Origin of the sequence: Brevibacillus dissolubilis, assembly GCF_006170445.1 — a bacterium.
GTDB classification, from domain to species: Bacteria; Bacillota; Bacilli; order Brevibacillales; family Brevibacillaceae; genus Brevibacillus_B; species Brevibacillus_B dissolubilis.
Map to the genome: position 1 here is coordinate 1 of NZ_VCNA01000012.1, position 13,718 is coordinate 13,718.

A 13,718-nucleotide genomic window follows, 5' to 3' on the forward strand; every position below is an offset into this window, starting at 1 on the left:
TATTGCATACCCAGTTTTGAAGGTGCAACATCCTTCATAATATTCCTCAGTAGCTCAATGGTGGAGCAACCGGCTGTTAACCGGTAGGCTGGCGGTTCGAGTCCGTCCTGAGGAGCCATGCTCCTGTAGCTCAGTCGGTAGAGCGTTTCCATGGTAAGGAAGAGGTCGCAGGTTCGATTCCTGTCGGGAGCACCATTTTATCACTTGGCCCGTTGGTGAAGCGGTTTAACACAGCAGCCTTTCACGCTGTCATTCAGGGGTTCGAATCCCCTACGGGTCACCATCTATACGGAGGCTTAGCTCAGCTGGGAGAGCATCTGCCTTACAAGCAGAGGGTCGGCGGTTCGATCCCGTCAGCCTCCACCATCTAACATCATATCGGGGAGATAGCGAAGTGGCTAAACGCGGCAGACTGTAAATCTGCTCCCTCTGGGTTCGGCGGTTCGAATCCGTCTCTCCCCACCACTTCACATTGGGGTATAGCCAAGCGGTAAGGCAACGGACTTTGACTCCGTCATTCCTAGGTTCAAATCCTAGTACCCCAGCCATTGTGAGTCATTAGCTCAGTTGGTAGAGCATCTGACTTTTAATCAGAGGGTCGAAGGTTCGAGTCCTTCATGACTCACCATTTTCATAACATGCGGACGTAGCTCAATTGGTAGAGCGTCGCCTTGCCAAGGCGAAGGTCGAGGGTTCGAGACCCTTCGTCCGCTCCATAAAAGATGTGCCCTTAGCTCAGCCGGATAGAGCGTTTGACTACGAATCAAAAGGTCGGGAGTTCGAATCTCTCAGGGCACGCCATCTTACAAAAACAGTCGGGAAGTAGCTCAGCTTGGTAGAGTACTTGGCTTGGGACCAAGGGGTCGCAGGTTCGAATCCTGTCTTCCCGACCATTTAGTTTTGCGGGTGTAGTTCAATGGTAGAACTCCAGCCTTCCAAGCTGGTCGCGTGGGTTCGATTCCCATCACCCGCTCCATATGAAAAGACAACGAGTAATCCTTTTGGGGATTGCTCGTTTTTTGTTTTGGAAGAAAAAATTACTGGGCTGAGTGCGGCTCATATGCTCATATCTATACAGATTTCTGTCTGGTTGAGTCATTTCACCTTCTAAGGCTACAATAAGAATAGCACATAAGGGGAAGGAGTAATGTTCATGAATAAAAACATTAGTATTATTGGAGTACCCTTGGATTTGGGAGCTGACCGCCGTGGTGTAGAAATGGGGCCAAGTGCCATTCGACACGCGGGTGTGGTAGAGCGTTTAGAGGGTTTGGGTTATTCCGTAAAAGATATTGGTGATATTCCGGTGTCTCGTCCACAGACATTCAGCGAGACCGAAAATCATAAGTATTTGGATGAAGTATTTGAAGCAAATCATCTGCTGGCTGATGCTGTACGCAAGGAAGTCGAAGCAGGCCGTTTTCCGCTCGTGTTGGGTGGTGACCACAGCATTGCGATCGGGACAATTGCTGGGGTGGCAGCGAGCAAAAAGAACGTAGGGGTTATCTGGTTTGATGCGCATGGTGACCTGAACGTAGGGGAAACCTCGCCATCTGGTAACATCCATGGTATGCCTCTGGCAGCTAGTTTGGGACTGGGCCATAACCGTTTGGTGAACCTTGGTGGATATGCACCGAAGATCAAGCCGGAGAACATCGTCATCATCGGTGCCCGTGACCTTGATCCAGGGGAACGTAAACTGATTAAGGAAAAAGGTATCAAGGTATACACCATGCATGAGATCGACCGTTTGGGGATGACGCGCGTGATGGAAGAATCGATTAAGCATGTCAGCAACGGCACCGATGGCGTGCACTTGAGCCTTGATTTGGACGGTCTGGATCCATTGTACGCTCCTGGTGTGGGTACGCCTGTGATTGGCGGGATTTCGTACCGGGAAGGTCATCTGGCTATGGAGATCCTGGCTGAGGCGGATATCCTGACATCCGCGGAGTTCGTAGAGGTGAACCCGATTCTCGACCGCGAAAACATGACAGCAAAGGTAGCGGTTGCGCTGATTGGCTCAGCGTTTGGTGACAAGCTGCTGTAGCGCTAATTTGGCTCAGCATTCGGAATAAGCTAGGGTAGCGCTGGTCAACGCTCTCAGTTAGGTAATACAGCAGACAAGCCATAAAGCATATCGGTAGCCATTAGGTTGGCATAATAAAAAGAGAGGCAGACGCGCCTCTCTTTTTTCATATCTAAATTAGACAACTTATTGGTTATACTTTACAATTACAAAGTAACTGGCTGCATAGTAGTGTCGGGCTCTGGAGCTGGTTCAAGAGCTTGTCCAGCTTTACACTTAATTCGAGGAGTTCAGGTGTGATGACAGCATGATGTTTGTACTGATCGTTCATCTCCCGGCGGACTACTTCAATTTCAGATAAAAGGGATTTGGTGCACATCATCATCACACTCCACAAAAAGGTTTCAATACATAATGATTCCCACTTTTATTATATAGAAAAACTGCAATAAAATAACCATTTTTAGCAAAATTATTTCCAAAAAGTTCTTTTTAAACAGATGAAACCTGATATGAAGTGGTTCGTATACCTTGATGTGCGATAACCTTTAGGAGGATAGCATGGAATTTGTAGAGAAAAGATTGGTTCAGCGGGCCAAGCGCGGTGATCGGGAGGCTTTTGAAGAGCTTGTAGAGATGTACAAAGACAAGATCTATTCGCTGGCATATCGTATGGTAAGGAACCGTGAAGAAGCCGAGGATATTGCGCAGGAGACGTTTTTACGTGTGTATGCCAATTTCCAGAACTACAACGAGGAGTACAAATTCTCGACTTGGATTTACCGGATCGCCACCAATCTTTGTATCGACAGAGGGCGAAAGAAAAAACCGCACTTCTCTTTAGATGAAGAGACACAGGATGACAGCGGTATGGACTGGTATTCCCGCCTGCCATCGAAGGAAAAGACTCCAGAAGAAAAGGTCGTTGTGCATGAGCTGCAGGAGACGGTACAGGGGGCACTTACACAGTTGAACCCAAAATACCGCTCGATCATGATCTTACGGTATATTGAGGATCTTTCGCTGCAGGAGATCAGTGATGTGTTGCAATTGCCGATTACAACGATCAAGACAAGGATTCACCGTGGACGGGAAGCATTGCGCGGGAAATTAAAATTCATGTAGCGAAAGGAGCTTATCTCGATGGATTGCAAACAAATTCGCCCCCTGATCCATGGTTATTTGGATGAAGATATAGATTCGGAAAAAAATCAGATTCTGCAAGCCCATTTGCAGACCTGTGCAGAATGCCGTGAGATCATGCACGAGATTCAGAAAGCGATCGCGTTTGTGCAGAGTGCATCGCATATTCATGCGCCGAGTGATTTTACAGCGAAGGTGATGGCTAAGCTGCCGGCTCCAACCAAGGCGAACCGGTTTGCCGGCTGGCTTCGGGCACATCCGTTTTTGTCCGCGGCGGCTGTGTTTTTATTGCTGATGGGAGGTAGCCTGGTCTCTTCCTGGGTCGATCAGGATGATTACCTGCAGGTGGCCTCATCTGAGATGGATAAGCTGAAAATCGATCAAAAACGGCATGTGGTGATCGTACCCGAAGGAACAACCGTGAGCGGGGATATCATCGTCCGGAACGGGAACGTGGAAGTCGAGGGGCAAGTAAACGGGGACGTGGTGGCCATTGACGGGGAGGTCCGGCTGATGGCATCAACGGCTCATATCGCCGGTAATCAGGAGTCGATTAAGCAGATTGTGGATTACATTTGGTATGAGTTAAAAAATATCGGAAATGACTTGCTTCCAATGACTCCATAGGGGAAAATAGAAGAAACAGGGAGCACGGCCATGGCGAGCCGTGCTTTTTCCGCAGATTTAATCTGTTTGTCTGTAAACAGGATGCAGGCGGAAATGAAATGGAGCAGGGATGTGAGGACGTTTTGATCATAAGGTTCTTGGAAAGCCTTAACTACGCGAATTTACTGCGCTATGCGGTTGATATAACGTTGGTAACGTATCTGATCTACAAGCTGATCCTCCTGATCCGGGGTACGCGTGCGGTCCAGCTGCTGCGCGGGATTCTGGTGATTGTGATGACGTGGCTCGTCAGTAAGTATTTCGAACTGAAGACGCTGCACTGGCTGATGTCACAGGCCTTTACCTTCGGGGTTTTGGCGTTGGTGATTATTTTTCAGCCGGAGCTGCGCCGAGCGTTGGAGCAGCTTGGACGAGGCAAGCTGTTTTCGAGGTCGCATTCCACTGATGATGAAGAGACGGTTCAGCGGGTTGTGCAGGATGTAGCCAAATCTGTCACCTATATGGCGAAGCGGCGGATTGGGGCGCTGATCGTGCTGGAACGCGAGACAGGGCTGAATGATTACGTGGAGACAGGGATTCAAATCCAGGGGAAAGTTACCTCGGAATTGTTGATCAATATATTTATTCCGAATACGCCGCTTCATGATGGAGCGGTCATTATCCGAAAAGATGCACTGCTGGCTGCCGGATGTTACCTGCCGCTCTCGGAGAATTCATCGATTTCCAAGGAGCTGGGGACACGTCACCGGGCCGCGATCGGGATGAGTGAGGTATCAGATGGTTTGTCCATCGTGGTATCTGAAGAGACAGGGCAGGTGTCGATCACGTATAACGGGGATATCACCCGTAACTTGACGGAAGAGGATCTGACCCGAATTTTGCTGGAGCAGCTGAATCCGCAACAGAGCAAGTCCATGGGAAGTCGTTTGCAATGGAGGCGAAAACATGGATAGATGGTTAAACAGTCATTGGTTTGCCCGAAGTGTGGCTTTGCTGCTAGCCATCATGCTTTGGATGGTGGTTAATTTTGAACCGGAGTCCGGGGCAACGACGGAAGTGGCACAGCCTACGTTTATCGAGGGGGTAAAGATTACTCCGTATTATGATTCCGAACGCTTTGAGGTCGTCAAACAGCTGCAGACGGTACGCGTGGCGGTAGAGAGTACCAATCCGTTTTTCCGTTATAATAATTTCTTTACCACCGACAGTTATGAGTTCTTCGTCGATGCCAAAGGGCTTGGCAAGGGTACGCATAACGTCGCGGTGCAGTACAAGGGCTTCCCTGAGGGTACCGTGGTGAACATCACCCCAAGCGTCGTGCCGATCACCTTGGAGGAGAAGCAGATCGTCGAAAAGGATGTCAGCATCGATCCGATTGGGAAGGTGGCTCTGGGCTACAAAGCGGGAGAAGCGATTGTCAAACCGTTCCGCGTACATGTGAAAGGACCGGCCAGCCAGCTGAAGAATATCGGCTTGGTCAAGGCGACGGTCAATCTCGAAGGGGCCAAGGAGGAAATCACCGATACCGTGCCGCTCAAGGTGTACGATAAGACAGGATCACCGATGCAGCGGGTAGAGGTATATCCGCCGACAGTCGAGGTAAAAGTACCGGTAACAAGCCCTTACCTGTTAATTCCATTGAAAATGAACTTGACGAATGACCTGCCGGATGGCTATAGTTTGGCTAGTATAGTAACAAGTGTGGAAGAAGCCACTGTCTACGGGCCACAGGATGTCATCAAGTCGGTTACGACATACCCAGGGCCTGATATTGATTTGTCCAAAATCAAATCAGACTTGGTATTGCAGCTCAAAATGCCGTTGATGCCGGGTGTGGTAAAAGTAGAGCCGGAGTTCATCGAGGTATCACTCAAGGTGGTACCGTCAGAGACGAAGCGCTTGGAGAACGTGCCGCTTCGCATAAGTGGACTAGCTGACAAGCTGACGGCAAGAGTGTTGGCTGCTGACGGTCAGGAGGTCACGACCGTGAATTTTGATGTAATCGGTGCACCGCAGAATCTGCGTGGATTGACTGTAGAGGATGTACAGGTGCTGGTCGATGTGAGCAGCTTGCCGGTTGGTGTGCATGAAGTACCGGTGACGTACAATCCGTTGCCGAACTATCTCAAGGTAGCACCGACTGCGGTCAAGCAGGTAACCGTGGAAATCACGAATAAACCATAAGAGACATAGGAATAACCATAGGCTAATATCTGTAGAAGTTAGGAAAAGAGGGACAAGGATGGGGAAATATTTTGGTACAGACGGGATTCGCGGCGTAGCGAATGCGCAATTGACGCCTGAGTTGGCGTTTAAGGTAGGGCGCGTCGGCGGTTACGTGCTGACTCGACATAAACAAGAAGGCAAACCAAAAGTAGTGATTGGACGTGACACTCGTCTGTCTGGTCATATGCTGGAGAACGCGTTGATCGCAGGTCTGCTTTCCGTGGGAGCAGAAGTCGTGCGTCTTGGTGTCATCGCGACATCCGGTGTTTCCTATCTGACCCGCGCATTGGGTGCGGATGCTGGTGTCATGATCTCTGCATCTCACAACCCGTACCCGGATAATGGGATCAAATTCTTCGGCGGCGACGGCTTTAAGCTCAACGACGAAGTGGAAAGCGAAATCGAACAATATCTGGACGCAGCAGAAGATACACTGCCACGTCCAACCGGCGATCAAATCGGTACGGTCCTCGATTACTTGGAGGGCTGTCAAAAATATCTGTCTCACTTGAAAAACACGGTTAACGAGCGTTTTGACGGCATGAAGATCGTGCTCGACTGTGCCAATGGTGCGGTATCCTCTCTCGCTGCGCGTCTGTTCGCAGATGTAGAAGCAGAGGTCATCACGATCGGGGCAAGCCCGAATGGTGTCAACATCAACGAAAACTGTGGCTCCACTCACCCAGAGCGTCTGCAGGAGGAAGTCGTGAAGCACAAAGCTGTGCTTGGTCTTTCTTTTGACGGGGACGCTGACCGTTGTATCGCGGTGGATGAGAACGGTCAGATCATCGACGGTGACTTCATCATGGCGATCTGTGCCCGTGCGCTCAAAGCAAAAGGTAAGCTGAACAACAACACCATCGTGACCACTGTCATGGCCAACCTTGGTTTCTACAAAGGTATGGAAGAGTGCGGGATCAATACAACCAAAACCGCAGTAGGCGACCGTTATGTAGTGGAAGAGATGATCCGTGGAGGCTACAACTTCGGCGGGGAGCAATCCGGTCACATCATTTTCCTCGATTACAATACGACTGGGGATGGACTTCTCACTGGTCTGCAAATCCTCAACATCATCAAGGAAACAGGCAAGCCACTCTCTGAGCTGGCCCGCGTGATGACCAAGTTCCCGCAGCTGCTGGTGAACGTACGCGTCGAAGACAAATCCAAGCTCTCCGGCAATGCGGTGATTGAGCAAGCGATCCGTGATGCGGAAGATGCACTCGCAGGCAATGGCCGTGTGCTGGTGCGTCCATCCGGTACAGAACCGCTTGTCCGCGTCATGGCAGAAGGTCCAGACGAAGCCGAGCTGCAAAAGATCGTCGGCAACATCGTAGACATCGTGAAAGCCGAGCTTTCCTAATAGGCAATGCAAGTGTAAGGGAGTGGCACAATGCTGCTCCCTTTTGCATAAAATTAGGTATCAAATAAAGCATTGTACACTTGCCTAAGCTGTGATAAAGTATTCTAGTGATTCATCTCATAGACTTTTGGAAAGGTGGTGAATATAAGGGAAATTACCTGTGGTTTGACAATTGTAAAGCGCCAGCACTGTGGCTGCCCGACATGGAGCACAGTGGACGAGGAGGAGGTTTATCGAATGTTTCGGCGGATGCCTCCCGGATGCTTGTATCAGCGCCGCAAAGTTCAAGGACAAAACAGCAGGGTAACCGGCTGGACAAAACCTGAACATGATACAGATACACCGAAATGAGGTTAATCAAGTACAACACGAGAACGGCGGGGACGCAGCCCCGTCATAAGCAGCTTAGATGGGATGTGTCCCCTGCCGTATTTTGAAAGGGGATTATTTATACATGTGCGGTATCGTTGGATATATTGGTCAAAAGAATGCTCAAGAAATTATTGTTGGTGGTCTGCGTAAGCTTGAATACCGCGGCTATGACTCTGCAGGTGTTGCCGTTCTCACGGAAAATGGTCTGGCTCACGATAAAGCAAAAGGACGCCTCGCTGAGCTCGAAGCTCTCCTGGAAGTAAAACCGCTGGAAGGTACAGCAGGGATCGGTCATACTCGCTGGGCGACACACGGTAAGCCATCCCGCGAGAATTCTCACCCACACCTCGACGAGAAGCAAAAATTCGCGGTGGTACACAACGGGATTATCGAGAACTTCCTTTCTATTAAAGAAGAGCTGATCGCTAAAGGCTACAAATTCATCTCTGAGACCGACACAGAAGTCATCGCTCACTTGCTCGCTGACCTGTACGATGGTGATCTCGAATCCACTGTCCGTCAAGCGATCAAGAAAATGCGCGGTGCTTATGCGCTGGGAATCATGTCTGAGTATGAGCCTGACAAATTGATCGCGGCTCGTCTGGCAAGCCCACTCATCGTCGGGATCGGCGAAGGTGAAGCGTTCATCGGCTCTGACATTCCAGCAATCCTGGAACACACCCGTGACGTCTACATCCTCAATGAAGGGGAAATGGCTGTTCTGACCCGTAACGGTATTGAACTGTCTGTCGCTGAAACCGGTGAAAAAATCGAGCGTGATATCTTCCACGTCGAGTGGGACCTCGTGCAGGCTGAAAAAGGCGGCTACGATTCCTTCATGCTGAAAGAAATCTATGAGCAGCCACAAGCGATCCGCGACACCATGGGTTCCCGTATCGATGTAGACACCAATAAAGTGGTTCTGCCTGAGATCAAGATGAGCGCCGAGGAGCTGTCTCAGTTCAACCACATCTACATCGTGGCTTGCGGTACATCCATGCACGCAGGTCTCGTCGGGAAAGAAGTCATCGAGAAGCTGGTACGCGTACCAGTAGCGGTAGAAGTAGCGTCTGAGTTCCGTTACCGCGACCCGATCTTCACCGACAAAACACTCGTTGTGGTCATCAGCCAATCCGGTGAAACAGCAGATACCCTCGCAGCTCTGCGCGAAGCGAAAAAGAGCGGCGTAAAAGTACTCGCTATCACCAACGTGGTAGGCAGCTCTGTAGCCCGTGAAGCAGACGAAGTGATCTACACCTGGGCTGGCCCAGAGGTAGCAGTCGCATCCACCAAAGCATATACGTGCCAAGTGATTTCCCTGTATCTCTTCGCGCTCTACTTTGCGCAAGTGAAAGGCACGCAATCCGACGCACAAATCGCGGAGATCACCACCAACCTGCTTGAACTGCCGGGCAAAGTGGCTGAAATCCTGGAAAATCCAGAAGCGATCCGCGAATTCGCGAACACCCTGACCGATGTAACCAGCCTGTTCTTCATCGGCCGCGGTCTTGATTTCGCTGTGACGCTCGAAGGCTCTCTCAAGCTCAAAGAAATCTCCTACATCCACTCCGAAGCATACGCAGCAGGCGAGCTCAAGCATGGTACGCTTGCTCTGATCGAGGACAATGTTCCTGTGATCTGCCTTGCGACTCAACCTGACATCTATGAAAAGACTGTCAGCAACATCGTTGAGGTAATCGCCCGTGGTGCGCGTACGCTTGGTTTTGCAGTTGCAGGTGATGAAGAGCTTGGCAAGACCGTCGACTCCGTGATCCACATCCCACAAACACTGCCGTTCTTGTCTCCAGTTCTGTCCGTAATCCCGCTCCAGCTGCTCGCATACTATGCATCCGCAGCGCGTGGTTTGGATGTTGATAAACCGCGTAACTTGGCGAAGAGTGTGACGGTGGAGTAAGAGGTTTTTTGATAGAACATTAAGATGTAAGCAATAAAGAGCGAGAGGACGATTTTAAAGCCTCTCGCTCTTTTCTTTTGTACATAGATTGCGTACACTAACGGTTGATTATCGATGCAAGCAGAGGTTATCTGTTATGTTATATTTTCATTGAATACAACCGTAAGCAAGAACGGGGCTTGAACGGCTTGGCTTGCCTATGATAAAGCTCGTGAACCATTCGTCAATCTTAAATTGGTGAATGATATTGAACAAATCATACCGTTCTTAGTTGAGGCATACAAACTAAAACCCTAAATACACATCATCTACATCTTTTCGAAAAGCCGAGTAGAACTCAGGTCATTGATCTGAGTTCTACTCGGCTTTTAACTTTTGCAAGAAATAGGTAGACTTTCATCTGTTCAAAGTGAAATCTACTACCTGCAAGTACCCCAGGACCTAGTCCATAACCCCTCCCATATAAAAGAATGTTTATCCGCGAATGATCTCCCCTCACATCTTCACTCATATTCTTCTACCAAATGCAATAATATTCAGTCGACTTATATAACCATAAAAGAGAAAATATTGACAAATCTAGACAGTATGACTACTATAATAGTGGTATTATAAAATTTCCCATACAAGGGATAAGAACAACTAAAATTACAGTAGATAGGGAAAAATCCTAATCAAAACTAATCGTTGTTGCGGCACGTTAGTGGAAATTAGGTTTTATAAGCACATAATTATGTAATGTGTCGAAAAGGCAGATGAAAGGGGAGAGGTCTGTTCGCAATCGGAGATGTGATATGCGAACAGCAGGAGTCGTTCAAATTGGAAAAAACCACTCCGTATTTCTTGCCGATTAGTCGAAAACAATTGCGTGATAATATAACGGGCATATATATACAAAAGCATCAACAAGTTTATTAATAAACAAAAATAATCTCACGAATGTAGGAGATGGAACACCGATCATCAAAATCCGGCCCAAAATCAAATAGCGATCATTTGGAAAATCTGCTGGTAACAGCATTTTTTTATTTGGTGGGGTTGAACAGAATCATGCCTCAGGAGGTGGCAAGCAATCTTGCAAATGCTGGAGCATCGCGGGATCCATACAGGGTATGACCTATACCAAATCAAGGTCGCTTCTGCCAATATACGAAACTTCAATTATATCGTGGTCGATCAGGCAACGGGACAGACTGCCATCGTCGACCCTGCTTGGGATTTGGAGCTGATTACGGGGACATTTCGGGCACTTGGTGTGAAGCCTGACGTGATTTTGCTGACGCATTCCCATGATGATCATGTCAACATGGCGGCTCCGTTGGTGGAACTGTATGGCTCACAGGTCTATATGTCTGCCAAGGAGATCGATACTTATCAGTTTCGTTGTCCGAATCTGAATCCAGTGGAGGACCTCGATGCCATCCAACTGGGGGAAACTGGCATCACCTGTCTGGTGACACCAGGGCATACGGTGGGAGGCACCTGCTATCTTTTATCGGAGAGTCTGTTTACCGGGGATACGATTTTCATAGAGGGGTGTGGCATCTGTACGACCGTGGGAGGCTCTCCCTATGAGATGTTTGAGAGTATCCAGCGGGTGAAAAGAACGGTTGAGCCACATGTACGGGTCTATCCGGGACATTCGTTTGGGAAAGAGCCGGGACAGCCGCTGAGCTATCTGCTGCGAAACAATATTTATTTTCATATAGAGAGAATCGAGCATTTCATTAAGTTCAGGATGCGAGGCAACCAGAAGGGCTTGTTTGATTTTAAATAGGAGGGGAAAAGATGATCACCTATGTGTTCCCAGGGCAAGGCTCTCAGCACAAAGGGATGGGAGAGGCGCTCTTTGATGAGTTTGTGGAGCTGACAGAGCAGGCCGATGAAGTGCTGGGATATTCGATCAGGAGGCTTTGCACGGTCAACCCGTATTCGTATCTGAGCCAGACACAATATACGCAGCCAGCGCTATACGTGGTGAGTGCTTTGAGCTATCTGAAAAAAATCCGGGATACCGGGAAAGTGCCAGACTTCGTGGCAGGTCACAGCTTAGGGGAGTATAACGCATTGTTTGCCGCGGGGGCTTTTGATTTTGTGACTGGCTTGCAGTTGGTACGAAAAAGAGGCGAGCTGATGAGCAGGGTCACGGGCGGCGGGATGGCTGCGGTCGTGGGGCTGAGTGATGTGCAGGTGACCGAGATCCTGCAGCAGAGTCAGCTGGATGCGATTGATGTGGCCAACTTCAATACGCCTACCCAGATCGTTATTTCCGGGCGAAAAGAGGACATTGACCGGGCCAGACCTGTTTTTGAAGCGGTCAAAGAGGTTCGCATGTATCGCCCGTTGGATGTCAGCGGTGCGTTCCATTCCCGATATATGAGTGAAGCGAAGCAGGAATTTGAACAGTTCCTAAGTGCATTCCTACTCAACCCATTATCGATTCCGGTCATCTCCAATGTGCATGCACGGCCCTATGAGCAGGAGAAGCTGAAGGCGACGCTGGCGGAGCAGATCAATCACTCGGTCAGATGGACAGACAGCATCCGTTACTTGATGGGTCAGGGAGACATGACATTTGAAGAGATCGGGCCGGGGATGGTCTTAACCGGGCTGATTACGAAGATCAGAAAAGAAGCAACACCGATTCAGCTGGTCTGATCGGTCTGTACCTTCATTTTCCACCCAAAAAACACTCTATCATTCGGTGATACCGTTCCGCCGGAGGAGAGTGTTTCTTTTGTTTTATAGATAGAATGTATCTTTTATAAATATGATGCGAGGAGAATTGAAATGGAAAAAGTAGCATTTAACCCGAATTCAGTAGAGTTTAACCAAGATCCGTTTGCCGTGATGGGCTATTTCCGCGAGAACGACCCGATTCATTTTTTTGAGTTGAACCGTTTTGGCCGTACGCTTCGTTGCTGGCTGATCACGGGGTATGACGATTGCAATACGTTCATCAAAGAAGAGCGTATTACAAGGGACGTCAAAAAGGTCATGAGCCCAGAGATGATCAAGGCGATCAATGTGAGTGAAGATGTCAATTTTGTATCGGATCACATGCTGTTTAAGGATGCTCCAGATCATACTCGCTTGCGTTCGTTGGTTCACTTGGCATTTACGCCGCGCACGATCGAGAATATGCGTGCCAGCATTACACAGACAGCAGAGCGCTTGTTGGATGAGATGGAGAAAAAGGTAGAAGTGGATATCATGAGAGATTTCGCTTCTCCACTGCCGTTCATCGTGCTCTCTGAGCTGATGGGGATTCCGGAAGAGGACCGCGAGACGTTCAACGTGTGGACCAACACGATTGTCGATACATCCGAAGCGAATCAAGAGCTGAGCAATAAATATATCAGAGAGTTCAAAAGCTATCTCGGCAAGCTGATCGAAGACCGGAAAGCCAATCCAAAAGACGACCTGATCAGTAAACTGGTACAGGCGGAAGAGAATGGCGACAGGCTGGATGAAGCAGAGCTGTATGCGATGCTGTTTATTCTGGTGGTGGCTGGTCTGGAAACGACGGTAAATCTGCTTGGCTCGGGTACACTGGCACTGCTTCAGCACAGAGATCAGCTGGAAGCATTGAAGCAACATCCTGAGATGATCGAATCCGCTGTGGAAGAGCTGCTTCGCTATACGTCTCCGGTCATGATGATGGCAAACCGCTGGGCGCTTGAAGATTTCAGCTACGAGGGTCATTCCTTCCAAAAAGGAGATATGTTCTTCATCGGGGTAGGGGCAGCGAACCGCGATCCGAAGCAGTTCGAGAATCCGGATCAGCTCGATCTCGACCGTGCACCGAACCGCCATATTGCGTTTGGGAATGGCATTCATGTCTGCTTGGGTGCTCCGCTTGCGAGAATGGAAGGGCAGATTGCATTCTCAGCGTTATTGAAGCGGTTCCCGGATATTCAGCTGAAGGTAACAGCAGATGAGCTGAAATGGAGAAAGAATGCATTTTTGCGTGGGTTGGAGGAGCTGCCAGTCTCCCTGTAAGGGGGGATTGGCAGTACCCATAGCAGGTTCCTTGCAGCTAA

The 13,718-nt window shown here is 49.2% G+C and carries 10 protein-coding genes, 11 tRNA genes and 1 pseudogene; 21 read left to right on the top strand and 1 reads right to left on the bottom strand.

Annotated elements, in window-relative coordinates; all coding sequences use genetic code 11:
* Nucleotides 1-43: 43 nt before the first annotated feature.
* The 12 genes from FGI41_RS19740 to rocF all read left to right on the top strand — a co-directional run bounded on the left by FGI41_RS19740 (nt 44) and on the right by rocF (nt 2,050).
* Nucleotides 44-118, top strand: a tRNA-Asn gene (locus FGI41_RS19740).
* Between the two features lies 1 nt (nt 119).
* Nucleotides 120-195 (top strand) — tRNA-Thr (locus tag FGI41_RS19745).
* A gap of 11 nt (nt 196-206) precedes the next feature.
* Nucleotides 207-283: transfer RNA gene (locus FGI41_RS19750), tRNA-Glu, on the top strand.
* Nucleotides 284-290: 7 nt separating this feature from the next.
* Nucleotides 291-366 (top strand) — tRNA-Val (locus FGI41_RS19755).
* A 14-nt stretch (nt 367-380) separates the two neighbouring features.
* Nucleotides 381-465: transfer RNA gene (locus FGI41_RS19760), tRNA-Tyr, on the top strand.
* 8 nt (nt 466-473) lie between these two features.
* Nucleotides 474-548 (top strand) — tRNA-Gln (locus FGI41_RS19765).
* Between the two features lie 4 nt (nt 549-552).
* Nucleotides 553-628, top strand: a tRNA-Lys gene (locus FGI41_RS19770).
* A 12-nt stretch (nt 629-640) separates the two neighbouring features.
* A tRNA-Gly gene (locus tag FGI41_RS19775) sits at nt 641-716 on the top strand.
* 8 nt (nt 717-724) lie between these two features.
* Nucleotides 725-801: transfer RNA gene (locus FGI41_RS19780), tRNA-Arg, on the top strand.
* A gap of 15 nt (nt 802-816) precedes the next feature.
* Nucleotides 817-893, top strand: a tRNA-Pro gene (locus FGI41_RS19785).
* Nucleotides 894-902: 9 nt separating this feature from the next.
* Nucleotides 903-976, top strand: a tRNA-Gly gene (locus FGI41_RS19790).
* Nucleotides 977-1,153: 177 nt separating this feature from the next.
* A complete protein-coding gene (rocF, locus tag FGI41_RS19795; protein WP_139492048.1) occupies nt 1,154-2,050 on the top strand; it encodes an arginase in 897 nt (298 codons plus the stop codon).
* A 172-nt stretch (nt 2,051-2,222) separates the two neighbouring features.
* Here rocF and FGI41_RS19800 read toward each other — a convergent pair whose 3' ends face one another.
* Nucleotides 2,223-2,414, bottom strand: coding sequence for a Spo0E family sporulation regulatory protein-aspartic acid phosphatase (locus tag FGI41_RS19800; RefSeq protein WP_368656790.1), 192 nt, complete (start codon nt 2,412-2,414; stop codon nt 2,223-2,225).
* A gap of 176 nt (nt 2,415-2,590) precedes the next feature.
* Between FGI41_RS19800 and sigW the strand changes: the two genes are divergently transcribed.
* The 9 genes and pseudogenes from sigW to FGI41_RS19845 all read left to right on the top strand — a co-directional run bounded on the left by sigW (nt 2,591) and on the right by FGI41_RS19845 (nt 13,677).
* Nucleotides 2,591-3,154, top strand: coding sequence for an RNA polymerase sigma factor SigW (sigW, locus tag FGI41_RS19805; RefSeq protein WP_139492049.1), 564 nt, complete (start codon nt 2,591-2,593; stop codon nt 3,152-3,154).
* Between the two features lie 18 nt (nt 3,155-3,172).
* Nucleotides 3,173-3,799, top strand: coding sequence for a zf-HC2 domain-containing protein (locus FGI41_RS19810; protein WP_139492050.1), 627 nt, complete (start codon nt 3,173-3,175; stop codon nt 3,797-3,799).
* A 137-nt stretch (nt 3,800-3,936) separates the two neighbouring features.
* A complete protein-coding gene (cdaA, locus tag FGI41_RS19815) occupies nt 3,937-4,752 on the top strand; it encodes a diadenylate cyclase CdaA (RefSeq protein WP_255298557.1) in 816 nt (271 codons plus the stop codon).
* Nucleotides 4,745-5,983: a CdaR family protein gene (locus FGI41_RS19820; RefSeq protein ID WP_139492052.1), complete on the top strand. Its 1,239-nt coding sequence runs from the start codon at nt 4,745-4,747 to the stop codon at nt 5,981-5,983. Before cdaA ends, FGI41_RS19820 begins: the two co-directional genes overlap by 8 nt.
* Nucleotides 5,984-6,041: 58 nt before the next feature.
* Nucleotides 6,042-7,388, top strand: a complete 1,347-nt coding sequence (gene glmM / locus FGI41_RS19825; protein WP_139492053.1) for a phosphoglucosamine mutase — start codon at nt 6,042-6,044, stop codon at nt 7,386-7,388.
* Between the two features lie 454 nt (nt 7,389-7,842).
* Nucleotides 7,843-9,675, top strand: a complete 1,833-nt coding sequence (gene glmS, locus FGI41_RS19830; protein ID WP_139492054.1) for a glutamine--fructose-6-phosphate transaminase (isomerizing) — start codon at nt 7,843-7,845, stop codon at nt 9,673-9,675.
* A 1,099-nt stretch (nt 9,676-10,774) separates the two neighbouring features.
* Entirely contained in the window at nt 10,775-11,452 is a 678-nt protein-coding gene (locus FGI41_RS19835) for an MBL fold metallo-hydrolase (RefSeq protein WP_438358042.1), read from the top strand.
* Between the two features lie 11 nt (nt 11,453-11,463).
* Nucleotides 11,464-12,330 (top strand): annotated as a pseudogene (gene fabD / locus FGI41_RS19840) (ACP S-malonyltransferase); the annotation flags it as partial.
* 135 nt (nt 12,331-12,465) lie between these two features.
* The gene (locus FGI41_RS19845; protein WP_139492056.1) at nt 12,466-13,677 is read left to right on the top strand and encodes a cytochrome P450 family protein; all 1,212 of its coding nucleotides are present in this window, start codon (nt 12,466-12,468) and stop codon (nt 13,675-13,677) included.
* The last annotated feature ends 41 nt before the right edge of the window (nt 13,678-13,718 follow it).